At 51.2% G+C, this 24,964-nt stretch carries 21 protein-coding genes; 19 read left to right on the top strand and 2 right to left on the bottom strand.

Features of this window, described 5'->3' with window-relative positions:
- Positions 1-4: 4 nt before the first annotated feature.
- From SCACP_RS15870 to uvrA, 11 genes are all read left to right on the top strand, one after another.
- Positions 5-859: a YitT family protein gene (locus tag SCACP_RS15870; protein WP_425058460.1), complete on the top strand. Its 855-nt coding sequence runs from the start codon at positions 5-7 to the stop codon at positions 857-859.
- Between the two features lie 23 nt (positions 860-882).
- A complete protein-coding gene (locus SCACP_RS15865; protein WP_425058459.1) occupies positions 883-1,731 on the top strand; it encodes a transketolase in 849 nt (282 codons plus the stop codon).
- Positions 1,732-2,670, top strand: a complete 939-nt coding sequence (locus SCACP_RS15860; protein ID WP_425058458.1) for a transketolase family protein — start codon at positions 1,732-1,734, stop codon at positions 2,668-2,670.
- A gap of 82 nt (positions 2,671-2,752) precedes the next feature.
- On the top strand, positions 2,753-3,493 hold the full coding sequence (locus tag SCACP_RS15855; protein ID WP_425058457.1) for a site-2 protease family protein: 741 nt from the start codon (positions 2,753-2,755) through the stop codon (positions 3,491-3,493).
- 133 nt (positions 3,494-3,626) lie between these two features.
- Entirely contained in the window at positions 3,627-4,313 is a 687-nt protein-coding gene (gene ftsE, locus SCACP_RS15850; RefSeq protein WP_425058456.1) for a cell division ATP-binding protein FtsE, read from the top strand.
- Positions 4,303-5,190: a permease-like cell division protein FtsX gene (ftsX, locus tag SCACP_RS15845; RefSeq protein ID WP_425058455.1), complete on the top strand. Its 888-nt coding sequence runs from the start codon at positions 4,303-4,305 to the stop codon at positions 5,188-5,190. The genes ftsE and ftsX overlap by 11 nt, the downstream gene beginning before the upstream one ends.
- Before the next feature lie 318 nt (positions 5,191-5,508).
- Positions 5,509-6,642 (top strand): murein hydrolase activator EnvC family protein, encoded by a 1,134-nt coding sequence (locus SCACP_RS15840; protein WP_425058454.1) that lies wholly within the window; start codon positions 5,509-5,511, stop codon positions 6,640-6,642.
- Positions 6,643-6,821: 179 nt separating this feature from the next.
- Positions 6,822-7,964, top strand: a complete 1,143-nt coding sequence (locus tag SCACP_RS15835) for a S41 family peptidase (protein ID WP_425058453.1) — start codon at positions 6,822-6,824, stop codon at positions 7,962-7,964.
- A 186-nt stretch (positions 7,965-8,150) separates the two neighbouring features.
- Entirely contained in the window at positions 8,151-9,392 is a 1,242-nt protein-coding gene (locus SCACP_RS15830; protein ID WP_425058452.1) for a PDZ domain-containing protein, read from the top strand.
- A gap of 21 nt (positions 9,393-9,413) precedes the next feature.
- On the top strand, positions 9,414-11,507 hold the full coding sequence (gene uvrB, locus SCACP_RS15825) for an excinuclease ABC subunit UvrB (RefSeq protein WP_425058451.1): 2,094 nt from the start codon (positions 9,414-9,416) through the stop codon (positions 11,505-11,507).
- Positions 11,508-11,988: 481 nt separating this feature from the next.
- Positions 11,989-14,823 carry an excinuclease ABC subunit UvrA gene (gene uvrA / locus SCACP_RS15820; protein ID WP_425058450.1) on the top strand — a complete coding sequence of 945 codons (2,835 nt, stop codon included), beginning with the start codon at positions 11,989-11,991 and terminating at the stop codon, positions 14,821-14,823.
- Positions 14,824-14,858: 35 nt separating this feature from the next.
- On the opposite strand, the gene accC is transcribed toward uvrA, so the two are convergent.
- Complete coding sequence (gene accC / locus SCACP_RS15815) at positions 14,859-16,205, bottom strand: acetyl-CoA carboxylase biotin carboxylase subunit (RefSeq protein WP_425058449.1); 1,347 nt, start codon at positions 16,203-16,205, stop codon at positions 14,859-14,861.
- Between the two features lie 284 nt (positions 16,206-16,489).
- Between accC and uvrC the strand changes: the two genes are divergently transcribed.
- On the top strand, positions 16,490-18,295 hold the full coding sequence (gene uvrC, locus SCACP_RS15810) for an excinuclease ABC subunit UvrC (protein WP_425061424.1): 1,806 nt from the start codon (positions 16,490-16,492) through the stop codon (positions 18,293-18,295).
- Between the two features lie 228 nt (positions 18,296-18,523).
- A complete protein-coding gene (gene rd / locus SCACP_RS15805; protein ID WP_425058448.1) occupies positions 18,524-18,682 on the top strand; it encodes a rubredoxin in 159 nt (52 codons plus the stop codon).
- Positions 18,683-18,866: 184 nt separating this feature from the next.
- Here the strand turns inward: rd and SCACP_RS15800 are convergent, their stop codons facing one another.
- A complete protein-coding gene (locus SCACP_RS15800) occupies positions 18,867-19,406 on the bottom strand; it encodes a DUF3231 family protein (protein ID WP_425058447.1) in 540 nt (179 codons plus the stop codon).
- A gap of 145 nt (positions 19,407-19,551) precedes the next feature.
- Between SCACP_RS15800 and SCACP_RS15795 the strand changes: the two genes are divergently transcribed.
- The 6 genes from SCACP_RS15795 (at position 19,552) to SCACP_RS15770 (ending at position 24,948) form a co-directional block, all read left to right on the top strand.
- Positions 19,552-20,568, top strand: a complete 1,017-nt coding sequence (locus SCACP_RS15795; RefSeq protein ID WP_425058446.1) for an alpha-hydroxy-acid oxidizing protein — start codon at positions 19,552-19,554, stop codon at positions 20,566-20,568.
- A complete protein-coding gene (locus SCACP_RS15790; protein WP_425058445.1) occupies positions 20,562-21,086 on the top strand; it encodes a methylated-DNA--[protein]-cysteine S-methyltransferase in 525 nt (174 codons plus the stop codon). The genes SCACP_RS15795 and SCACP_RS15790 overlap by 7 nt, the downstream gene beginning before the upstream one ends.
- 116 nt (positions 21,087-21,202) lie before the next feature.
- Positions 21,203-21,547: a phage holin family protein gene (locus SCACP_RS15785; RefSeq protein ID WP_425058444.1), complete on the top strand. Its 345-nt coding sequence runs from the start codon at positions 21,203-21,205 to the stop codon at positions 21,545-21,547.
- 71 nt (positions 21,548-21,618) lie between these two features.
- The gene (locus tag SCACP_RS15780; RefSeq protein WP_425058443.1) at positions 21,619-22,425 is read left to right on the top strand and encodes a Cof-type HAD-IIB family hydrolase; all 807 of its coding nucleotides are present in this window, start codon (positions 21,619-21,621) and stop codon (positions 22,423-22,425) included.
- A gap of 216 nt (positions 22,426-22,641) precedes the next feature.
- Positions 22,642-23,517, top strand: coding sequence for an RNase adapter RapZ (gene rapZ, locus SCACP_RS15775; RefSeq protein WP_425061423.1), 876 nt, complete (start codon positions 22,642-22,644; stop codon positions 23,515-23,517).
- Positions 23,518-23,592: 75 nt separating this feature from the next.
- On the top strand, positions 23,593-24,948 hold the full coding sequence (locus tag SCACP_RS15770; protein WP_425058442.1) for a gluconeogenesis factor YvcK family protein: 1,356 nt from the start codon (positions 23,593-23,595) through the stop codon (positions 24,946-24,948).
- Positions 24,949-24,964: the final 16 nt, after the last annotated feature.

The raw sequence follows: 24,964 nt of genomic DNA, 5'->3' as shown, positions 1-24,964 counted from the left end.
GGTAGTGAAGTGGACATGGCTGCGGGACTATTTGGGAATTACTCTGGGGACGGTGATTACCGCTCTGGCTCTAAACATTTTTTTAATTCCTAATAAAGTCGCGGCTGGTGGCGTAAGCGGTCTGGCCACTGTTTTTCACCATGCTTTCGGATTTCCGGTAGGCATGACTATGCTGGCCCTCAATGTTCCCTTATTTTTAGCCAGCGTCAAAATACTGGGAACCAGATTCGGCATTAATACACTGTATGGCGCAGCCGTACTGAGTGCAGCTGTTGACCTTACCGCCCCCTATACGCCGGTATTGACCAGCGACCTGCTGTTAAACTCGCTGTATGGCGGTGTAGTGTCAGGGGTTGGCATGGGGCTGGTGTTTAAGTTTAGAGGGACTACCGCCGGTACCGACCTGGCGGCGGCCATAATCAACAAACTGACCGGCATCAGCGTGGGGCAGGCGCTCTTAGGTGTGGATTTTTTTGTGATCACGCTGGCCGGCATTATGTTTAAAAGTGCTGAATTATCATTATATGCACTTATTTCTTTATTTGTTACCACGCAAATCATCGACTTGGTGCAGGAAGGTCCCAGCGCGGCCAAAGCTTTTTTCATTATGTCCTGCTCGCCTGATGCGGTGTCTGACGCTATCATGACCGAACTCGGACGCGGCGTTACTTTGTTAGCCGGGTGCGGCGCCTATACCAAGTCTGAGCGCAATGTCGTATTCTGCGTGGTCAGTACCAGCGAGGTTTCCCGTCTGAAAGACCTGGTGTACCGCATTGACCGCCAGGCTTTTGTTATTGTCGCCGACGCGCATGAGGTGCTGGGCGAAGGCTTTGGCTCTTACCAAGGCAGAAGATTATAAAAAGACCACAGGAGGTTGAAGGAATGTCACAAACATTAACCCCGGAGCAGCTAAGCCAGCTTGCCGGCCGGGCCAAATCCATCAGGCGCAATATTATCAGTATGGTTACTGAAGCTAAATCAGGCCATCCCGGCGGTTCGCTGTCGGCAGCCGATATTTTGTCTGTGCTGTACTTTGCTGAGATGAATGTTGATCCGGCTAAGCCGCAGGACCCTGACCGCGACCGCTTTGTGCTGTCAAAGGGGCATGCCGCGCCGGTACTGTACGCCACCCTGGCTGAGAAAGGGTATCTGCCGGTGGAGGAACTTTTTACGCTGCGTAAAATTAACAGCCGTCTGCAAGGCCATCCGGATATGAAAGGCATTCCCGGCGTTGATATGTCGACAGGTTCTTTGGGACAAGGCCTGAGCGCGGCTAGCGGCATGGCCCTGGCGGCCAGGCTGGATGCCAGAAATTACCGGGTATACGCGCTCTTGGGCGATGGTGAGCTGGAAGAAGGCCAGGTATGGGAAGCCGCTATGTTTGCCGCTCACTATAAATTGGACAACCTTACAGCCTTTGTTGACTTTAACGGCCTGCAAATTGACGGACCGGTCGACCAGGTAATGTCGCCGCTGCCCATTCCGGAAAAGTGGCAAGCCTTCGGCTGGCATGTGCTGGTCATTGACGGCCATGACTATAACGCCGTCTATGACGCCATTCAGGAAGCTAAAACAGTAAAAGGCAAGCCGACCATGATTGTTGCCAAAACAGTCAAAGGCAAAGGCGTCTGCCAAATGGAAAATGTCGTTGATTGGCACGGCAAAGCGCCCAGCCGTGAAGAGTGTGAAAAGTTTCTGGCAGACCTGGAAGGTATCGAGGAGGTAAAATAGATGGCTAATCAATTAGCAACCCGTGAAGCCTATGGTCTGGCTTTGAAAGACCTGGGCGGCCGTAATAAAAATGTTGTGGTGCTGGACGCCGACTTGTCCAAATCCACTAAAACCAATGTATTTGCCAAAGCCTTTCCCGACCGGTTCTTTAATGTCGGCATTGCCGAGCAGAACTTGATGGGGGTGGCTGCCGGCCTTGCCGCCGCCGGCAAAATTCCTTTTGTTTCTACTTTTGCTATGTTTGCTACAGGCCGGGCGTTTGAGCAAATTCGCAATTCTATCTGCTACCCCAAGCTCAATGTCAAAATTGCCGCCACTCATGCCGGCCTGACGGTAGGCGAGGACGGTGCGTCCCACCAGTCCGTTGAAGATATCGCCATCATGCGGGCTTTGCCCAATATGACCGTTATTGTGCCGGCTGACGCGACCGAGACCAGGCAGGCTATTGACTTTGCCGCCGAACATAAGGGGCCTGTGTACATCCGGTTGGGACGGGCGGCTGTGCCCAATGTCTTTGGGGAAGCGTACGAGTTTGGTATCGGTAAAGCCGTGCCGCTGATTGACGGCACAGACGTAACCATTATTGCTTGCGGCGTTATGGTTGCGCCGGCCCGTCACGCTGCCGAACACCTTGTGGCCGAGGGCATAAGCGCCCGGGTGCTGAATATGGCGTCGATTAAGCCGGTCGACACCGGGGCGATCATTGCCGCCGCCCGTGAAACCGGCGCTGTTGTGACGTGCGAAGAACACACCGTCATCGGCGGCCTGGGCAGTGCGGTGGCCGAAGTGCTGGCCGAGTATGCGCCGGCGCCGCTGGAACGGGTAGGTGTTATGGACACTTTCGGGGAATCGGGCACACCTGACGCCTTGCTCAAAAAATATAATCTTACCGAGGAAGCCATAGTAGCTGCCGCTAAAAAGGCAGTAAGCCGCAAATAAGCGAGATAAAAAATATAAGTGAGGCCGCCCATGCATATGTATTATGTATGGGTGGCCTTTTTTCGGGAAAGGAGGCAATGACGTGAACTCCTGGAAAATAATACACCTGGGACGGCGGATGCTTAGGAAGGCCGGAATCGCGATACTCGGCTTGCTGGCGCTGGTAAAGGCTGGCGGCGCCTTGTCTACCGCTGCGTCCATGCTGGTGTCGCTGGCTGTGTACGCACTGGCTTTTGGCGGAAAATTTGCCCTGGGGTTTGTGTTATTGCTGCTGGTACACGAACTGGGTCATGTCATTGCCTCCCGTATTGTTGGCCTTAGAGCCAGCGGGCCGACCTTTATTCCCTTTATCGGTGCGGTCATCAGTCTGAACCGGGCGCCCGTCAACGCCAAAATGACGGCCAATATCGCGATCGGCGGTCCGGCGGCCGGGACCTTGAGCGCGCTCATATGCCTGGTATTTTACCTTTGGAGTGACAGCATGCTGATGCTGGTGCTGGCTTATACCGCGTGCCTGCTTAATCTGTTCAACCTTATTCCCTGTGCGCCTCTTGACGGCGAACGCATTGCCGCCGCCGTTTCGCCACGCCTGTGGTGGATTGGCAGTATTGTTATTGGGATGGTGTTTCTCTATACGCATAATATACTTGTTCTGATCGTTTTTTTATTTTCCCTGTTCGAGTTATGGCGGGGCGAAGAGTTACGGGATACCGGCTATTATCAATTGACAGCCGCGCAGCGCCTGCGTGTGGCCTGGTGGTATTTTGGCCTGCTGAGCGTGCTGGGAGTTACGACGTTGTATGTCATGGATTTGTTGAAATAGTTTTTGTATGTAACATCATGGAAAAAATTAGCAATAAATAAATCAATATTGTAAAAAGAGGAGGTTTTTCGTAACTAATGTCGAATAACAACTAACTGAGTGTCTTGGAATTTATACAGGAGGTACTGCAGTATTGATCTACATGAGTGAAGTGTCGAAAGTATACAGTAACGGCTCGGTTGCGTTGGCAGATGTTACCGTCGAGATTGGCAAAGGCGATTTTGTCTTCGTAGTTGGTCCGAGCGGCGCCGGCAAGTCGACATTCATTAAACTTATTTTCAGAGAAGAACTACCCACCAGCGGGCGGCTGGTAGTTAACGGGCGCAACGTGGTTGACATGGCGCCCGGTGAAGTACCGTACCTACGGCGGGGGTTGGGTATTGTATTCCAGGACTATCGTCTGCTGCCTAATAAAACTGTTTATGAAAACGTGGCCTTTGCCATGCAGGTTATTGAAGCGCCACGGCGGGAAATGCAAAAACGGGTTCATAATGCGCTTGATTTAGTAGGACTCAGGCACAAGGTGCGCACCTACCCTTCCGAATTATCAGGCGGTGAGCAGCAGCGGGTGGCTATTGCCCGGGCAATTGTCAATAGCCCGGTTGTCGTCATTGCCGATGAACCGACAGGTAATTTGGACCCTGACACTTCATGGGAGATTATGAAAGTATTTGATACAATTAACAAGGCGGGGACCACCATTATTATGGCTACTCATGACAAAACGGTAGTTGACGCCATGAAAAAACGGGTTATCGCCATAGAAAAAGGCCGTATCGTCCGTGACCAGGTGAGAGGGGTATACGGCTATGAAGATTAGGACGTTCGAGTACTTCATACGGGAGGCCATTATCTCACTGCGCCGCAACAGTCTCATGAGCATTGCATCGGTGAGCACGGTGGCGCTGTCACTGCTCATTTTAGGTATGTTTCTCATCATGGTGCTTAATCTCAACCATATTGCCTCTACCCTGGAAAACCAAGTGCAAATCACTGTTTATCTTGAAGACGGCTTATCTGACCGGGATATGCGGGAAATCGGCGCCAGGATTACCAAGCTTCCCGGTGTTACCCAGGTCATGTTTATCGATAAAGAACAGGCCATGGTTAAATTTAAAGAGCGTTTAGGCGAGCAGCAAGGGTTGCTTACAGCTCTCGGGGATACCAACCCGTTGCCCAACTCTTTTGAAGTCAAGGTAGACAAGCCGGAATATGTTAAGCCGGTGGCGCAGGCGGCAGGTCAGTTAAAAGGCGTGGAAAATGCCAAATACGGTCAGGAAATTATCGAGCAAATGTTCAATCTGACTAAAATGATCCGGATATTCGGGCTGGTCCTTATTGTGTTTCTGGCCCTGGCGGCATTATTTATCATTGCTAATACCATCAGGATTACCGTGTTTGCCAGACGCAAGGAAATTGGGATTATGAAGTATGTCGGCGCCACCGACTGGTTTATCCGGTGGCCGTTTATGATTGAAGGTGTGATATTAGGCTTTAGCGGGGCATTGTGCGCCGTGTTGATTTTAAGCCAAATGTACAGCACGCTTACCGAAAAAGTTTACGAATCACTGGCATTTTTGCCGCTTATTCCTAAATACCCGTTTTTAAACCGTATCAGTATTGTGCTGTTGGTAGTAGGCACGGCTATTGGCGCGCTGGGCAGCACCATTTCGCTGCGCCGTTTTATGAAAGTATAAAAAATTGTCGTTGTGAGAGGCGCCTGGTGCTCAAGCAGCAGCATCAGCAGGAAGGGAAAAAAGCGGGATTGCTTCACTGGCGTTCGCAATGACGGTGGAGAAGGGGATTCTTACGGTAGAAGAATGATACCATTCCCTTCGTCATTGCGAGCACCGTTGCCTCTGAGACCGTATTCGAAGCAGTAAGTCAATGAATGGTGCTTAGTCAGGCATTACGGCATCGCAGCGTGGCAATCTCCTGCCCCGGCGCATTGCAAGTAGCGCGCAGCGGTGTGGCAATCCTACGGGGTTGTCAGCAGTAGTATGGGAGGGAGAATTTTGTCTGCAAAACGTTTATTTTCATTAGTGCTGGTTGTACTACTGGCTGCCAGTGTACTGGGCACGGCGCTGGCTAATGAGATTGAGCAAAAACAGCGCCAGCTGGAAACCATTCAACAGCAGATGGAAGTCCAGCAAAATCGTGCTGCTCAGGCCCAACAAAAGGTTGACAGCGTATCTGAGCAACTGCGGGTTATCCAAACCGACCTGGATACCGTCACCGGTGAATATAACGTTATTTTGTCCAAGCTGGCGGCAACCGAGCAGCAGATCACGGCAAATACCGAAATACTGGCCAAAGTAGAAAAGAACCTGGCTGAGCGCAGTCAGATACTTAACAAGCGGATGCGGGACATTTATGAAAACGGTCAGGTAAATTATCTGGATGTATTGTTTGGCGCTGCTGATTTTGCTGATTTTACTACCAGAGCTGACTTGCTCAAGCGGGTGGTTAATCAGGATTTGACGCTGGTTGCTCAGGTAAAGGCCGAACGCGAGCTGGTTGTTCAGAAACGGGCCGAACTTGAGCGCGACAAGGCGGCAATGGTTGAGCTTAAGCAGCAAGCGGCTGCGAAGAAAGCTGCGATCGAGTCCCGCAAAACTGAGCGGGAAACGGTACTGAACGCGGCCGTCAGTGAGCGGGATACCGCTGAACGGGCATATCAGGAACTTATGGAAACGTCACGCCAGATTGAGCAAATGCTTCGCAATGTCCAGTCCGGCGGCAGGAACGGAGCGGCAGGTGGCAGCGGCGCCATGATGTGGCCGGCATCAGGCCCGATTACTTCGCCGTTCGGCTGGCGGACCCACCCCATTTTCGGCACGCAGATTTTCCATACCGGTATTGATATTGGCGCCGACTATGGCGATCAGGTCGCGGCTGCCGACAGTGGTGTTGTTGTCTATAGCGGCTGGATGGGGGGATACGGCAAGGCGGTCATTATTGACCACGGTGGCGGTATCTCGACATTGTATGCCCATAACTCCGAACTGTTAGTGGAAGAAGGCGCCAGGGTACGCAAAGGCCAGATCATTTCCCGCGTCGGTTCGACCGGCTATTCGACCGGGCCGCACCTTCATTTTGAAGTGCGTGAAAACGGCTCACCCGTAAGTCCGTTCAGCTATCTTCCTTAATTTACCCGCTGTCCGGCAGGGAGATGTACGCTTCGTCCCGGCTGCTTAGAATATTTATCAAATGTTTGACATATAGTTAAAGGTATATGGATTTCAAAGTAATTAAAACGGGGTTGGAGCGTACGCGCGAACCGTAACGATGCGAAACTCGAACTCACGCTTGCTGCGAGGTGTATTGATTGAGTCGCCGTAAAATTGTCTTTGGCGCAATACTATTAGTGTTGGTTACCTTTATGGCCACGTCGGCCGGATTCTTCTATTTAATGAATGCCTGGTCGTCTGATGTTGTCAGTACGCTCAAAATTATCCGGGCGCTTCATGTTGTTAAGTCCCGCTATGTCGAGGACGTCTCGGTTGATACGCTTATAGCCGGCTCAATCAAAGGCATGGTTAACTCACTGAACGATCCTCATTCGGTATACATGGACCCGAAAATGTTCAAAGACATTATGATTGAAATGGAAGGTTCATTTGGCGGCGTGGGCATTGTTATCGGCACCAGGGATAAAACGTTGACAGTGGTCGCGCCCATTGAGGGCACGCCTGGCGAGAAAGCCGGCATTAAAAGCGGTGATCAGATTATAAAGATTGACGGTCAGGAAACCAAGGATATGGCCATTGATGAAGCTGTCAATAAAATACGGGGACCGGAAGGAAGTCAGGTTGTATTAACAATAAAACGCGGCCAGCAAGTCCAGGATTATACGCTCACACGTTCCAATATTCAAGTCAAAACAGTTGATGGTAAAATGCTAACCGATAAAATTGGCTATGTGCGTTTGACCATGTTTAATGAACATACAGGCAGCGACTTGAAACGCAAACTGCAGGAACTTGAGCAGCAAGGCATGAAGGCTGTGGTGCTTGATCTCAGGGATAACCCCGGCGGACTGCTTGACGAGAGTGTCAAAGTGGCCGGTAATTTTGTGCCCAAGGGGCCGGTAGTCTCAGTCGTTACCCGGGATGGACACCGTGAAACCCATTCGTCGAACCTGGAAGCGCCCAAATATCAGGTGGCAGTGCTGGTAAACGGCGGCAGCGCCAGTGCTTCGGAAATTGTGGCCGGAGCCATTCAGGATACAGGTGCAGGGACATTAATTGGCGCCAAGACGTATGGTAAGGGTTCAGTACAGACGGTAATACGCCTGGATGACGGTTCGGCGATCAAACTCACCATCGCCAAATACCTGACGCCTAAGGACCGCTCTATCAACGGTGTCGGCATTGAACCGGACATCAAGGTTGAACTTCCGGAGAACAAGCAGCCTGGTAAAGATGTTCAGCTTGAAAAAGCCATTGAAGTGTTACAAGGTAAAATATAATAAAAGCAAGATTGCTTCACTACCGTTCGCAATGACGAAAGGTGGCAGCTGTGAGCGCTCTTAATCCTGGTCATTGCGAGCGTAACACAGTGGAGCGTGGCAATCTCAGTAGCCAAGTTACAATTTTAGGTTGGTTTATAGCTAGAGCTATAAACCAACCTTATTGCATTGAGGTGAAACACCGTTATGTTTCCGTGGGCTGATATAACGTTGCTTATAATCCGGGGTGCGCTGGGCCTGGTGTTTGAACCGTCCTTCTGGCTGATTTTGGCGCTGGTAGGATTTCAGTACTGGCAGATGCAAAAACGTCAGCGCCGGATGTTCGGCGTGTACAATTACACTCTGACGCAGCAAGTGCTGCTGGCCGGATTTTACGGTCTTGTCGGCGGCATAACCGGCAGTTGGCTGCTTACCCTTGTCGGCGTTACTTTGAACCAGCTTGGCCTGCACTATATCTGGCCGGTGGCCTTGGCGCTCATGCTCGTCAATATGCGGTTTTTGTGCTTTGCCTATGCCGGCGGTCTGGTGGCCTTGTCCAACGTGCTGTTTGGCTGGCCGGACGTCAACGTGCCGCAGGTGCTGGCGCTCGTGGCTGCGCTGCACATAACCGAGAGTTTGCTTATTGCGATGAGCGGCGGCTATAGTGCTATGCCGCTCATCCTTAAAAAAGCCGATGGCCGCCTGGTCGGCGCCTTCAGTCTGCAAAATTTTTGGCCGCTGCCGTTGGGTATTCTGGCGGCTGTGGCTGTGCCTGAAGGCGGCATTGCCGGCGGTGTTATAAAAATGCCGGAGTGGTGGCCGCTGTTGCCGGTGCTTGAGTCACCGCCGGCCGGCTCCAGTTGGATTTATGTCATGGTGCCGGTAGTAGCGGCCCTCGGCTATACCGACATGGCCGTCGCCAGCTTACCGCACAAGCGGCGGCGGCAATCGGCGCTGCATCTGGCCGTGTATAGCATGATCCTGTTGGCACTGGCCCTCTTATCCGCTAAATTTTCCTGGCTTAAGGGCATAGCTGCCGCACTGTCGCCTGTGGGCCATGAATTTCTCATCCAACTTGACAACCGCCGCGAAATGGCGGGGCCGCCCCGCTTTGTTCCGCCGCCTTACGGTGTCATGGCCCTTGACACTGTCATTGATACGCCGGCTGCTAAAGTTCTTAAGCCGGGCGATATCATTATCAACCTGGCCGGCCTGCCTGTTAACAACCGCTATGACTTGGCGGCGGCTATCAGTTACGCCCCGGAAAATTTCAGCATTACTTTTGAACGCGGCGGCAGGCAGCACGTCAAGAATATCAGGTTTAGGAGCGGCGAGCGGCGTTTGGGTGTTATCCTGGTCCCGGACGGGGATGAGCAGTTTTACGCCGAAATGACCTCCGAACGGTATGGTCTGATTGATTGGTTAAAGGACAAGCTTACACGAAAATAACAGATATAAGGTGATATAGATATGGCGACCACAGTTCCCAAGCTTAATACTGTCTACCACGAAGGCGGCATTCCTTTTAAAGTCGAGTCTCCCTTTGCGCCGACAGGCGACCAGCCTGACGCTATTGTCCGTTTGGCCGCAGGTATCAGGCGGGGCGATACCGCCCAGGTACTACTGGGGGCCACCGGCACCGGCAAAACGTTCACTATGGCCAAAGTAATTGAAGCGGTACAAAAACCCACGCTGGTCATTGCCCACAACAAAACACTGGCCGCACAGTTGGCCAGCGAGTTTAAAGAGTTTTTCCCCAATAATGCCGTTGAATACTTTGTCAGCTATTATGACTATTACCAGCCGGAAGCTTATATTGCCCAGACTGATACCTACATCGAAAAAGACGCCTCAATTAACGATGAAATTGATAAGCTCCGCCACTCGGCTACCAGTTCACTGTTTGAACGGCGGGATGTAATCATTGTCGCCAGTGTGTCGTGCATCTACGGCTTGGGTTCGCCGGACGAATACCGGGGCCTGGTGCTGTCCCTGCGGCAGGGCCAGCTGAAAGACCGGGACGAAATTTTGCGCAAGCTGGTCGATATCCAATATGAGCGTAACGATTACAACTTTACCCGCGGCACATTCCGGGTGCGCGGCGACATCGTTGAAATATTCCCGGCGGCCTATGGGGAAAAGGCAGTGCGGGTGGAGTTGTTTGGCGATGAAATTGAGCGCATTTTGGAGATTGATACCCTGACCGGGGAAATTGTGGCTGAACGCAAGCATATTGCTGTTTATCCGGCTTCCCACTATGTCACCTCCCGCGAAAATATGCTGCGGGCCGTCCGGGACATTGAGGCCGAACTTGAGGACCGCCTGGCCTGTTTGAAGGCTAACGGCAAACTGCTGGAAGCCCAGCGGCTGGAACAGCGCACCCGTTATGACCTGGAAATGATGCTGGAGATGGGCTACTGTTCAGGCATCGAAAACTACTCGCGCCATCTGACCAACCGCCGGCCGGGGGAAGCGCCGTTTACGCTGGTTGATTACTTTCCCGAAGACTTTCTGATTGTGATTGATGAGTCCCATGTTACGCTGCCGCAGCTGCGGGCTATGTACGCCGGTGACCGTTCGCGCAAAGAAGCGCTGGTGGAAAACGGCTTCCGCCTGCCTTCGGCCTTTGATAACCGCCCGTTAACTTTTGAGGAGTTTGTTGACCGCATCAATCAAATTGTTTATGTATCGGCTACTCCGGCCGCTTACGAGCTTAAGGCCGCCAGTCAGGTGGTTCAGCAGATTATCAGGCCTACCGGCCTTGTTGATCCTGAAATCGAAGTACGGCCCATCAAAGGCCAGATGGACGATTTGCTGGAGGAAATTAAACGGCGCACAGCTGTCAACGAGCGGGTGCTTGTGACGACCTTGACCAAGAAAATGGCTGAAAACCTGACTGAGTATTTGAAAGGCATGGGGATCAAGGTCAATTACCTGCATTCGGATATTGCCACAATTGAGCGGGTCGAGATCATCCGTGACTTAAGGACAGGTGTGCATGACGTGCTTGTCGGCATCAACCTGTTGCGGGAAGGTCTTGACATGCCGGAAGTATCGCTGGTAGCCATTCTGGATGCCGATAAAGAAGGCTTTCTCCGTTCTGAAACCTCGCTCATTCAGACAATTGGCCGCGCCGCCCGCAATGCTCACGGCAAAGTCATTATGTACGCCGATACCATTACCGATTCCATGCGCCGGGCCATAAGCGAAACCGAGCGCCGCCGCGCCATCCAGCAGGCCTATAATACCGAGCACGGTATAACTCCCAAAACCATCGAAAAACGGGTTAAAGAACTCATAGAAACCACTAAAGTAGCCGAAACGCCGGCAGATTACAAAGTCGACCGTATCGGCAACATGAGCCGTAACGATATGCTGGAATTGGCCGCCAGCCTGGAAAAGGAAATGCGCCAGGCCTCCAAGCAGCTTGAGTTTGAACGGGCGGCCGAGCTCAGGGACATGATTGTTGAACTTAGGCAAAAAGCCGGCGGCGGACAGCCGCAGGGCAAGGCGCCGGGAAAAGGCAGCAAAACGCCTAAGCGCCAAAAGAAGAAGGACAGGTAATAAATTTGCCACGCTGCGATGCCGTAATGCCTAACTTAGCACGATTCAATGACTTATTGCTTCGAATATGGTCTCATAGCAACGGTGCTCGCAATGACGGGGGAATAGTTACAGTTTCCTCTATCGTCATTGCGAACGCCAGTGAAGCAATCTCGTTTTTGATTCTTAGCTTTTGTGTGCAATTTTTCAAAAACGTTGTAGGAGCTATGTCGACTTATCCGGCGGCTTGGTCATCGGATAAAATATGATTTTACTTTACTTTTGTGGTAATTTTGGCATATTATAAAAGTAGATAGCCCGCGGGGGCAAATTTTTTTGCTTGGGCAACCGAACATACATTCCGATTGGATACACGCCCGGTTATAATTTTACCGTGGCGGAATGCTACCATTATATTAAAAATGCTGGTATAATGAATAAGTCGAATAATTAATAATTGATATTTATTAATATAGAATAGCTTCAAAGAAAGGAAAACGAAATGACAGAAAGTATCATTGTAAAAGGCGCCAGACAACATAATTTAAAAAATATTGACATAACCATCCCGCGCAATCAGTTAGTGGTTATTACCGGCCTGAGCGGTTCAGGCAAGTCGTCACTGGCGTTTGACACGATTTACGCTGAAGGCCAACGTCGTTATGTCGAGTCGCTGTCCGCCTATGCCCGCCAATTTTTAGGCCAGATGGACAAACCGGATGTTGACTATATAGAAGGCTTGTCACCAGCGATATCGATTGACCAGAAAACTACCAGCCGTAATCCGCGTTCAACCGTAGGTACCGTAACTGAGATTTACGACTATCTCCGCTTATTGTTCGCCCGCGCCGGCCGGCCGTACTGCCCCAAGTGCGGCAAGCCGATCAGCCAGCAGACTGTGGAACAAATGGTCGACCAGCTACTGGCCTTGGGTGAAGGGGCCCGCCTGACCATCATGGCTCCGGTGGTGCGCGGCAAAAAAGGCGAACACCAGAAAGTTCTTGAAGACATCCGGAAGAATGGGTTTGTTCGGGTACGGGTGGACGGTGAAATCCGTGATATTACCGATGAAATTAAACTGGAAAAAAATAAAAAGCACACCATTGAAGTGGTTGTTGACCGCATTGTGGTGCGCGACGGCGTGGCCACCCGTCTGGCAGACTCGCTGGAGACGGCGCTTAACCTGGGCGGCGGCGTTGCCAATGTTGATGCCGGCGGCACAAATGAATTGATGTTCAGTCAAAATTTTGCCTGTGTCGACTGCGGCATCAGTCTGCCGGAGATTGCGCCGCGCATGTTTTCCTTTAACAGCCCGTTTGGCGCCTGCCCTGATTGCACCGGTCTCGGCAATAACCTGGAGATTGACCCGTCGCTGGTCATTCCTGATCCGGGCAAGGCGTTTATTGACGGCGTCATTGCGCCGCTCAGCAAAAGCGCCAACTCCTATTTTATGTGCCAACTGGAGGCGGTGCTCGGACAGTATGGACACACCTTGTATGATACGTGGGAAAAGCTGCCTGACAATGTGAAAGACATTATTCTCCGGGGAGCCGGGAATGATAAATTTACCTTCCGCTACGAAAACATGTATGGTGAGTCCAAGACCTACCACTCAACCTTTGAAGGTGTTATTCCGCTGTTGTCCCGCCGTCACCGCGAATCAACCTCCGATTGGGCCCGCGAGGAAATTGAGGAATACATGAGTTCTAAGCCGTGTCCGTCCTGCAAGGGCGCCCGGCTTAAGCCGGAAGCGCTGGCCGTTAAGGTGGGCGGTAGGAACATCTATGAAGTTACCCGTATGACGGTGGCCGACTCGCAAGAGTTTTTCAGCAACCTGGAACTCAGTGAACGCGAGGCGGTCATTGCCAATCAGATTTTAAAAGAAATCAACGCCCGGCTGGGCTTCTTGCTTAATGTCGGGCTGGACTATCTGACACTCGACCGGGCGGCCGGCACGCTCTCAGGCGGTGAAGCCCAGCGTATCCGGCTGGCTACCCAGATTGGCTCCGGCCTGGTCGGTGTTCTCTATATCCTGGACGAGCCCAGCATCGGCCTCCATCAGCGGGACAACAACCGCCTGCTTGACACGTTAAAACACCTCAGAAACCTGGGTAATACGCTGCTGGTTGTTGAGCATGACGAAGATACTATGTATGCTGCCGACCATATTATTGACATCGGCCCGGGGGCGGGCGCCGGCGGCGGCACAGTAGTGGCCCAGGGAACGGTTGAGGAGATAAAGCAATGTGCCGAGTCGGTAACCGGCCAGTACTTAAGCGGACGCAAGGCCATTCCGGTGCCGGCCGTGCGCCGCCAGCCCAACGGCAAGTGGCTGGAGGTCATTAAGGCTAAGGAAAATAACCTTAAAAATTTAAGTGTGCGGTTTCCCTTGGGGGTATTTACCGCTGTTACCGGTGTTTCGGGTTCAGGTAAGAGTACGTTAGTCAATGAAATTTTATATAAGGGGCTGGCCAGTCAACTGTACCGCGGCAGCCACATCCGCCCGGGAGCCCATGACAGTATCCGCGGCATTGAATATATTGACAAAATTATTGACATTAATCAGTCGCCCATTGGCCGCACGCCGCGTTCCAATCCGGCCACTTACACCAGCTTGTTTGATAACATCCGCGAAGTGTTCAGCCAGACGACTGAGGCCAAAATGCGCGGTTACCGGCCGGGACGGTTCAGTTTCAATGTCAAAGGCGGCCGTTGCGAAGCGTGTAAGGGGGACGGCATTATCAAAATAGAAATGCACTTTTTGCCTGACGTGTATGTGCCATGCGAGGTATGTAAAGGCGCCAGGTACAACCGCGAGACGCTGGAAGTCCGCTATAAGGGCAAAAATATTTCCCAAGTATTGGACATGGTTGTTGACGAAGCTGTCGAGTTTTTCCGGAATATCCCCAAGATCCACCGCAAACTGCAAATTTTGCAGGATGTCGGTTTAGGGTATATTAAGCTTGGTCAGCCGGCTACCACCTTATCCGGCGGTGAGGCGCAGCGGATCAAGCTGGCCACCGAATTGGCCCGCCGCAGTACAGGTAAGACTTTATATATTTTGGACGAACCGACTACCGGTCTGCATACCGCCGATATTCACCGCCTGCTCGAAGTGCTGCAGCGGTTGGTTGACGGCGGCGATACCGTTGTAGTTATTGAACATAACCTGGACGTTATTAAGACGGCTGATTATATTATTGACCTGGGGCCGGAAGGCGGGATCCGCGGCGGGACCGTTGTCGCCCAAGGCACACCCGAGCACGTGGCTGCCGTACCTCAGTCCTATACCGGCCAGTTTCTGGCTCCCATCCTGGCGCGTGGCCCGCGACAATAATATAAAATAAGGCGGGCATTTGCCCGCCTTAAAATTTATCTGATTGCTGAGGGTACCAGCATCTGATTGCTGATAAACTGAATATCGATATTTCCCCTACGGAAATAGGGATTATCTAACAGCCGCCTGTGGAAGTCAATGGTAGTTTTGATACCGTCAATGCGGAACTCAGCAAGCGCCCGCTGCATAATCCGGATGGCTTCGCCACGGGTTTTGCCATGGGCGATGACTTTCGCGATAAGAGAATCATAGTACGGCTGAACGACCGAGCCGGCGCATACGCCGCTGTCAACACGCACGTTGGGGCCGCCCGGCTGGTGGTAAAAGCCGATTTGGCCAGGGGAGGGCAGGAAATTCAATTCAGGGTCCTCAGCATTAATCCGGCATTCAATGGCATGAGAATTGACGGTTATGTCTTCCTGTTGCATATTGAGCGGCTGGCCGGCGGCAAGCAGGATTTGTGTTTTTGCCAGGTCAATACCGGTAACCATTTCGGTTATCGCATGCTCAACCTGAATACGCGGATTTATTTCCATGAAGTAGAAATTGCCGGCGTTATCCATAAGAAATTCGACAGTGCCGATATTGGTATAGTGAACACTCTTGGCGGCTTGAACTGCTAATTCGCCGACTTTTTGCCGCATGGCCGGGACCAGAGCGCAAGAGGGGGATTCCTCCAGGATTTTCTGGTTGCGGCGCTGCAGTGAGCATTCGCGTTCGCCAAGATGGATAACGTGACCATAATTATCTGCGACAATTTGCACTTCAATATGCCGGGCGCAACTAATATATTTTTCCAGATAAAACGCTGTACCGGACATAGTGAAATTGGCAAATTTCGTGATCGCGCTGATTAATTCTGTCTCGTTGCCGGCGACAGACATGCCGTGTCCGCCGCCGCCGGAAACAGGCTTTACAATAACCGGGTAACCAATCTGTCGGGCTGCCTGCACTGCTTCCTCAATACTGTTCATTGGAGCGCTGCCGGCAGTCATCGGCAGTCCGGCTGTCCGCATCGCTTCGCGGGCGGCGTCTTTATTGCCTACCTGGCGGATAGTTGCCGCCGCAGGTCCAACAAAGACCAGGCCGGCGTCGGTTACCATTTGGGCAAAATCAGCATTTTCCGATAAAAAGCCATAACCAGGGTGGATAGCATCAGCACCAGCCGTTTTGGCGGCTTCAACTATTGCTGCGCTGTTTAAGTAGCTGTGTTGAGCTTCAGCCGGACCAATACGGACGGCATAATCAGCCAACTTAACATGCAAAGCGTCAACATCGGCGTCAGAATAAACTGCCACCGTTTCAATGCCCAGCTCCTGGCAGGCCCGGATGATTCGGACTGCTATTTCACCGCGATTGGCGATTAGTAGTCGTTTGAACATCGTTTAGACCTCCATTTGCAATTATAGTTGCCCAAGGCGGGTTGCGACTTGGGTCTAATGACCAGATTATACTACCAGATATAAATTTCGGCAATAGATTTTGTGCATGTATACATGATATTATTATAATATATAGTATCCAATAAAGATTTACAGGCGTGTTGTTAGTATAAGCGTAAGTCAAGCGCCAGCGGTGGAGCGTTACTAACAACACGCCTAGAAAAAAATCTTTATCGGATTTCATATAGTAGATAAAATATGCGAGGTGACCGGTCATTTCTGTCATAAGTCCGGAAGTAGAGGAAAAACTTGCCTTGTTGCCTGATAAGCCGGGCGTGTACCTGATGAAAGACGATAAAGGCCGGATTATCTATGTCGGCAAAGCCGTCAACCTGAAGAACCGGGTACGCTCTTATTTTCAGTCAAGCCGCAATCATTCGCCCAAAGTGCTGGCGTTGGTGGCGCGCATCGCCGACTTGGAATATATTATTACGGCCTCGGAAATTGAAGCGCTCATCCTGGAATGCAACCTGATAAAAAAGCACCGTCCCAAATACAATATCAGCCTGCGGGACGACAAAACCTATCCGTATATTAAAATCACCAACGAAGACTATCCCCGGGTGTATGCTACCCGCAAAGTGCAAAAAGACGGCGCGCGCTATTTTGGCCCTTACACCAGTGCCGGGGCGGTGCATGAAACACTGCGGCTGTTAAAATCGCTGTTTCCCCTGCGCTCCTGCCGGAATCTTGACGCCAAGCGCCCCTGTCTTGAACACCACATCAAACGGTGTCTGGCACCGTGTACCGGTAATGTTGATAAAGCCGCCTACGGCGAAATGATAAAAGCCGTAAGCCTGCTGCTTGAAGGACGCAGTGATGCCGTTGTAAAAAACTTGAAGCGGCGCATGGCGGAAGCGGCTGAAAAACTGGAGTTTGAGCAAGCGGCCAGATTGCGTGACCAACTGGCTGCCGTTGAAAAGGTCATTGAAAAGCAGAATATTGTGACCGGCAGCGGCGACCAGGACGCTATTGGCTTGGCCCGGTCGGCAGCCGGGACATGTGCTCAGGTATTTTTCATTCGCAGCGGTAAAATGGTGGGGCGGGATCACTTTATGCTGGCCGGTGGCGAGCATGAAACCGACGAAGATATTTTGGCGGCGTTTGTCAAACAGTATTACAGCCAAGCCGCCTTTATTCCCCGGGAAATCCTGCTGCCGTTTGAGCTTGCTGAGCAGCACCTGCTGGCCGAATGGCTAAGCAGTGTCAAAGGCGGCCGGGTGCAAGTTGAAACACCCAAGCGCGGCACAAAAAAAGACTTAGTCAACATGGCCGCCGGTAATGCCGCGACTGTGCTGGAAGAACAAGCCGCCCGGCTTGAAGCCGATACGGACAAGACCGCCGGGGCGGCGGCCGAACTGGGACGGCACCTGGGATTGCCGGCAGCGCCGGAACGGATTGAATGCTTTGATATTTCACATATTCAAGGCTCGGAGACTGTGGCTTCGATGGTCGTGTTCGAAGGGGGCCAACCCAATAAGAACGAATATCGCCGCTATAAGCTTAAAACAGTCGAAGGTAAGCCTGACGACTTTAAATCCATGCAGGAAGTGGTAGGGCGGCGTTACCGTGACGCCTTGGGAAAAGGGCCTGTTCCAGACCTGATTATTATCGACGGGGGCAAAGGCCAATTGAACGCGGCGCTGCCCGTCATCCGCGCTGCCGGCCTTATTGAAGTGCCGGTTGTTGGCTTGGCCAAAGAATTTGAGCATATTTTCCGTGAAGGTATCAGTGAACCGCTCATATTGCCGCGTCATTCCCAAGCGCTCTATCTGGTGCAGCGTATTCGCGACGAAGCTCACCGTTTCGCCATCACTTATCACCGCAAACTGCGCTCCAAGCGCAATATGGTATCGGTGCTTGACCACATCCCCGGCATTGGCAGCAAACGCCGCAAAGCGCTGTGGGACCACTTTGGCAGCCTGGCCAAAATTAAAGCCGCCGAAGTGGAAGAACTTGCTGCCGTTCCAGGCATGACCACACCGGCCGCTGAAGCCGTGTATACATTTTTCCGCACCCAAACGCTTTAGTAAGCCGTGCTCACTGTATTTGGCCCGCATGACGAAAAATACCATAATTTATTGCGGAGACCAACAGTGACATGGCAATTCCGGAGGCGGCAGACCGCGGTCACGGGGACGGGTTCTGGTGACAAAGGCAATGGTTCCTTTCATTTTGTTTTTATCGAATTTGCATTATATTAGTATAAATAGTATAATATAGCAAGCAGTTTGATGATTAAAAAGGAGTGGGTTTCGGTGGAACAATACAAGTGTATGGTGTGCGGCTATATTTATGATCCGGCTCAGGGCGATATGGACCATGGCGTTAAACCAGGAACCGCGTTTGCGGACGTGTCCGATGACTGGCAATGTCCGGTCTGTGGAGTAGGCAAGGATCAGTTCGAAAAAATTTAATACTAGAAAAAATTTAATACTATATGAAATCCAATAAAGATTTTTTTCTAGGCGTGTTGTTAGTAACGCTCCACCGCTGGCGCTTGACTTACGCTTATACTAATAACACGCCTGCAAATCTTTATTGGATACTATATAGCCAAAATAAAGAAGCCGCGCACTTGAGGCGCGACTTTCTTTATTTTTAGTGGGTAATCTTACTCAAATGAGGTAACCAGTCCCGGTTAAGCATTAACTGCAGCAGGCGGTAATCCCAATCCAGGCCGTCGTCTAACGCTTTTCGGAACATGAGGGCGACGTCAAGCTGGTAAGACTGGTGCAAGGCACTGAGCAGGGCCATTTGAGCGCCTTTAGCCAGAGTGCCGACGGCAATCGCAATTTCCTGATCGGTCAGGCGGGCGTCATCAGGTATATTGAGTGGTGAACTATGTAGATTGCGCCTAACAAATTTTAATGCCGGAGTATGGCCGTCGCTGCCGGTGAGTTTGTCTTCGGCTTCAGCGACAGTCATTTCGGTATGCTTATCAATTGCTTCTTTAATGAGCGCTTTAAGCTCAGAGTCGTTGGCATGATTGTATAAGACCTGCAGTACGGCAGCGTTAAAACGGCCTTGAGCGATTATACCGTACAGTCCGGCGGCTTCAATATAGTTAAGTGGCTCTTTGTCAAACACCAAGTTCATGATATTGCGGGTTTGTGAACTGACTTTGTCCATTACAGTCATAGTATACCTCCTGCATTGAGTTTTTTTACCTAATTGTAATATAGACAAGCTGATAAAATTTATACCTTGATTACGTCGCTGGCAGGATTTTGTCCGATAAAAAAGAATTTGAACAAGGTATATGCGTTATCATTCAGGAGGTCTAATGATGAATATAAATAGCTTGAGAACTGCTGCTAGAGAGAAGTTTCGCGGGGCGTGCCGGGTTTGCCCGATATGTAACGGGGTGGCCTGCGCCGGTGAAGTTCCGGGAATGGGGGGGCTGGGCACAGGTTCAGGTTTTTGCCACAATATACAAGCTTTGGCCGAATGTCGCCTTAATTTACGAACTGTACATAGTGTGAAAAATCCCGATTTATCCTGCCGCATTTTTGGTATTGATCTTGCAATGCCGGTAATTGGCGCAGCGATCGGGGGAATTGCTTTGAATATGAACGGCGCTGTTACCGAAGAAGAATACGCCGACGCCATTGTTACCGGCTGTCGTAAGGCTGGCGGCATTGGCATGACGGGGGACGGACCCAACCCTGTAGTATTTGACACCGGCTTGGCCGCTATTAGTAAAGAACAAGGATGGGGAATACCTATTATCAAACCGCGCGAAACCGACAAGGTTGTTGAATTGGCCAAGCGGGCCGCCGATGCAGGCGCTCCGGCTTTTGGCATGGACATTGACGCGGCCGCTCTTGTTAATATGACTAATGCCGGACAGCCGGTAGGCCCAAAAACCATTCAAGAACTAGAATACATCAAAAACCATACTAGCATTCCCTTCATTGTTAAAGGAATTATGACGCCTGATGATGCAGAATCCTGCTGGCAGGCCGGCGTGGACGCTATTGTCGTGTCCAATCACGGTGGACGGGCGCTTGATCATACACCGGGCACAGCTGAAGTTTTGCCGTATATTACTGAAGCTGTTAAAGGTAAAATGACAGTGCTGGTGGACGGTGGCATCAGAAGCGGCGCCGATGTACTGAAAATGCTGGCTTTAGGCGCAGATGCCGTACTGCTGGGGCGGCCGCTTGCCATTGGCGCCGTGGGCGGCGGTGCAGACGGCGTAGCCTTGGTTTTAAACAAAATAAAGACTGAACTTAACGCTGCGATGCTGCTGACGGGAACAGCGCAGGTCAGTGATGTGCCGGTGGAAATTTTATGGTAAAACCAAAAGCGCTTTATTATAAGCTTATCACTACCGGATGGGGGCAGGTTGCCGCGGTGTGGTCTGATGGTGGCTTGTGGGAGCTTGGGTTCCCCCGTCCTGATGGAAAAACTGCACTGGCCGACATTCGTGCCCAAAATATTGTCAAGTTGGATAAAGGAAATGACGCTTGGCTGTGGTCTGAGCAACTGGCGCAAGAGTTAGGGACTTATTTTCGCGGTTTTCCGGTAACTTTCACCGTGCCGATTGATTGGCGGTGTTACAGCCCGTTTCAGACAGCAGCTCTCAAGTATACGGCCGCTATTCCGTACGGAACAACTGTTAGCTACCAGACGGTTGCACAGGCTGTCGGTAGTCCCAAGGCCGCCAGGGCGGTCGGGGGCGCCATGCACAGCAACCGTACGCCACTGGTTGTGCCTTGCCACCGGGTGGTGGGCTCAAACGGCAGCCTCACCGGCTTCGGCGGCGGCCTGGACATGAAAAAAGCACTGCTGTTGCTGGAAAGTCAAAAAGAATAATAATGCAATAACGCAAGGCCTGACCCCCTTTAAAAATTTTGTCCTTTGGGATATAATAATTATTATTGGTGGCAAACTGGAAAACTGTTTTGCGCACCAGGAGGGTGGAGAACGCGGTGACTGGTTTTTTGCTGCGGATTATAGTTAATGCGGTAATTTTAATTGTGGTGGTAGCTGAGCTGCCAGGTATTTTTGTCGATACGTTGGGTGGAACATTGCTGGGAGCCGTTATTGTCGGCTTGGCTAACGCTGCCATCAGGCCGGTATTGGCCATTGCCGCATTGCCGTTTAATGCGCTGACGTTAGGCGGTATTACTTTCATGACTAACATTTTTACGCCCTTAATGGTCGTTAAGGCGCTGCCGGGGATTCAAATCTCGAGTGCAGTGATGTCTGCGGCAGGGATTTTGCTGATGACTTTATGCAGTTTTACTCTGACTAAAGTAATACATGACCGGTAAGGTTACAGGAATTTTGCGCAGAGCGAAATTCCTGTTTTTTTACCAGGCTTCCCAATGGAAAGGAGAGCTATATGCCGATAAAACTTATTGCTTTGGACTTGGACGATACGTTGTTAGACAGCAAACTTGCTGTTTCTCCCCGGGCGCACGACGCCATCCGTCAAGCGGTGGCGCGCGGGGTCACTGTAACGATAGCAACCGGGCGCATGTACCGGTCGGCACTGCCGTATGCCAGGCAACTGGGCCTTGATGTGCCGCTGATCACTTATAACGGTGCGCTTATTAAGTCAAGTCTGTCGGAGGAGACGCTGTTTCACCAGCCGATCAAGACAGAGCTGGCCGATCAGGTGCTAAGCCTGTGCCGGGAGCGGGGCTGGTATGTCCAGAACTATGTTAATGATGAATTGTATGTCAGGGAACTTGACGAATATGCCAACTATTATTCCCGCATGTCCGGTGTGCCGGCGATTGCTGTGGGTGACAGGCTGTATGACGGGCGGCAGAGTCCTACCAAAATGCTGGTAATGGCGGGTAAAGAGGATATTGGTAAAATATACGACACTTTTAAAGCCGTGTTTGGCCCGCGGCTTAGTATTGTTACTTCCAAGCCGACTTTTATAGAAATAACCGATCCGGCGGCCAATAAGGGGCGCGCGTTGGCATTTTTGGCCGATAAACTGCAGGTTAAGCAAGAGGAAGTCATGGCCCTTGGCGATAGCGGCAATGATATCGAAATGCTCAAATATGCCGGCTGGGGGGTAGCTATGGGCAATGCCAGCGCGGCGGTTAAAGCGGTTGCCCGGCTTGAAACGCTGGGTAATGATGCCGACGGGGTGGCTGAAGCTATTGAAAAATATGTATTAGCATCGGAAGGGTGACCGGCATGGAGGTGCCTGTCACCCGCCTGCGGCCGGTTCCATTTTGCAGTTCCCGTTAATAAAATGACGGGAACTGCTTTTTGCTTTTTTCCCCATACTAACCTATAATTAAATTATATGTGTAAGCTCTAACAGTCGGTCCAGCCTTGGTGAATAGTTTTTATAGCGGCTGACGTGGATACTAGGTTATGAAAAGTCGAGGTGTAAACGATGGCGATAGATAACTTTCGTCTGGTAATAATTACCGGAATGTCAGGCGCAGGCAAGTCGCAGGTGGTACGGGCGATGGAGGATTTGGGCTATTTTTGTGTTGATAATCTGCCCCCCATGTTAATACCCAAATTTGCTGAGCTGTGCGCTCAGTCCGGGGGGAAAGTTTCTAAGATTGCGCTGGTTGTCGATATTCGCGGCGGCGAGTTTTTTGACACACTTGTCCAGGTGCTCGAAGGTATGGAAAAACAGGGGTATATCTATGAAATATTGTTTTTGGAGGCGTCTGACGCCACTATTATCCGCCGGTACAAGGAAACCAGGCGCCGTCACCCCATGGCGCCGCACGGCAGAATCAGCGAGGGAATTAACCGCGAACGCGACCGGTTGGAACAAATCCGGGGGCGGGCAACCCACATAATTGATACTTCAGGCTTGGCAACAGCAGAGCTTAGAGGAAAGATAACGGCCTTGTTTGCTGAAGAACGCGAACATGAGCGCATGACAGTTACCGTAGTGTCGTTTGGTTTTAAATACGGCATTCCGCTGGATGCCGATATGGTGCTTGATGTCCGCTTTCTTCCGAACCCGTTTTATGTAGAGTCGCTACGCCGTAAAAGCGGCCAGGAACCGTTGGTGGGCGAGTATATTTGGAAATGGCCGGTTACTCAGCAGTTTATGGAGAAACTGTCAGGTCTTATTGATTTTCTTGTTCCCCACTATGTTAAAGAAGGCAAGAGTCAGCTGATTATTGCCATCGGCTGTACCGGCGGTTTGCACCGTTCGGTGTTTGTCGCCGAGAAAATGTTTGAATATCTTAAAGGCAAAGGGTTCAAGGTAAATGTTGAACACAGAGATATAAAACATAACATCATTGAATAGAAGCGGTAGAGTACAAGTCCGGAGGATGTTGGAAATGTCTATATAAGCGTTTTAACATTCTCGTGAGGTGATGATATGCATTTTTTGAAGTGGCTGTATCCGGGTATGAAATTCAAGCGCTGGATGTTGCTGTTTTCGGCAGGTGTTATTTTAGCCAGTATCGGTTTGGCTATTATTTTTAACTATAAATATATCGGGCTGGTTGAAGAGGCTATTTTCCGGCTGTTTTATTTGACGACAGGCAGCTATTATTACGCTGTGACTGCCATTGCCGGTTCAGGTATCGTCGTGCTGGGCATCGGTATCATGCTGGTTGCCACGCGACAGATCATCAGGTCGGTAATCAGCGTGCTGGTGCCGGAAGGGTCAGATAAACTTGTGGAGATCATTTTTGAAAAACGTAAGCTCAACCGCGGCCCGGCGGTAACCGTTATTGGCGGCGGTACCGGGTTGTCGGTGCTGTTAAGAGGGATTAAGAGTATTACCAGTAATATTACTGCCATTGTTACGGTAGCTGATGATGGCGGGTCGTCCGGCCGCCTGCGGGAAGACCTGGGCATTATTCCCCCGGGAGATTTGCGTAACTGCCTGGTGGCGCTGGCTGATACCGAGCCGTTGATGGAAAAATTGTTTCAACACCGGTTCGGAGGCCATGGCGAATTGGCCGGGCACAGTTTCGGCAATCTGTTTATTGCTGCCATGGCTGAGATTGTCGGCGATGTCGAGTTGGCACTCAAAGAATCCTGTAAAGTTCTGGCCGTACGGGGGCAGGTGCTGCCGTCCTCAACCGAACGTATCCGGCTGGTGGCCGAAATGACTGACGGCTCAGTGGTGCAGGGCGAGTCGCAAATTCCGCTGGCAGGCAAACAGATAAAACAGGTATATATCAGACCGGAAAATGTCAGGCCGGTCAAAGGCGCAGTGGAAGCCGTCAACGAGGCCGATGTCTGCATCCTGGGGCCGGGTAGCTTGTATACCAGTGTGCTGCCCAATTTGCTGGTTAAGGACATTGCCGCGGCACTGCGGGAGAGTGACGCTGTTAAAATTTATATATGCAACGTTATGACCCAGCCGGGTGAAACCGATAACTACAGTGCATCTGACCATATTAAGGCCATTATTGATCACATTGGTCCGGGTTGCATTGATATTGCTGTTGTTAATGTGCAGGAGGTAGCGCCTGAGCTGCGCGAAGTGTATGCGCAGCAGGGCGCTTACCCGGTAGTGCCGGACATTGATGCCATTGAGGCGCTCGGGATTAAAGTAGTAAAAGCCAACCTCATCAGCGAAACCAACTTGGTGCGGCATGATCCGGTGCGACTGTCGCGCACCATCATGTCGATGGTGTATGATCTTAAAATTAACTCTGACCGGATGCGGCTGCTTGATTATTATATAATGGCTGAAAGCATTAAAAAATTAAAAGATTAACCAAAGGACTGACGCT

This window comes from Sporomusaceae bacterium ACPt (assembly GCA_041428575.1).
Classification (GTDB): domain Bacteria; phylum Bacillota; class Negativicutes; order Sporomusales; family Sporomusaceae; genus Sporomusa_D; species Sporomusa_D carbonis.
Note: the sequence above shows the minus strand (reverse complement) of the source record. Positions and strands in the feature narration are given on the sequence as shown.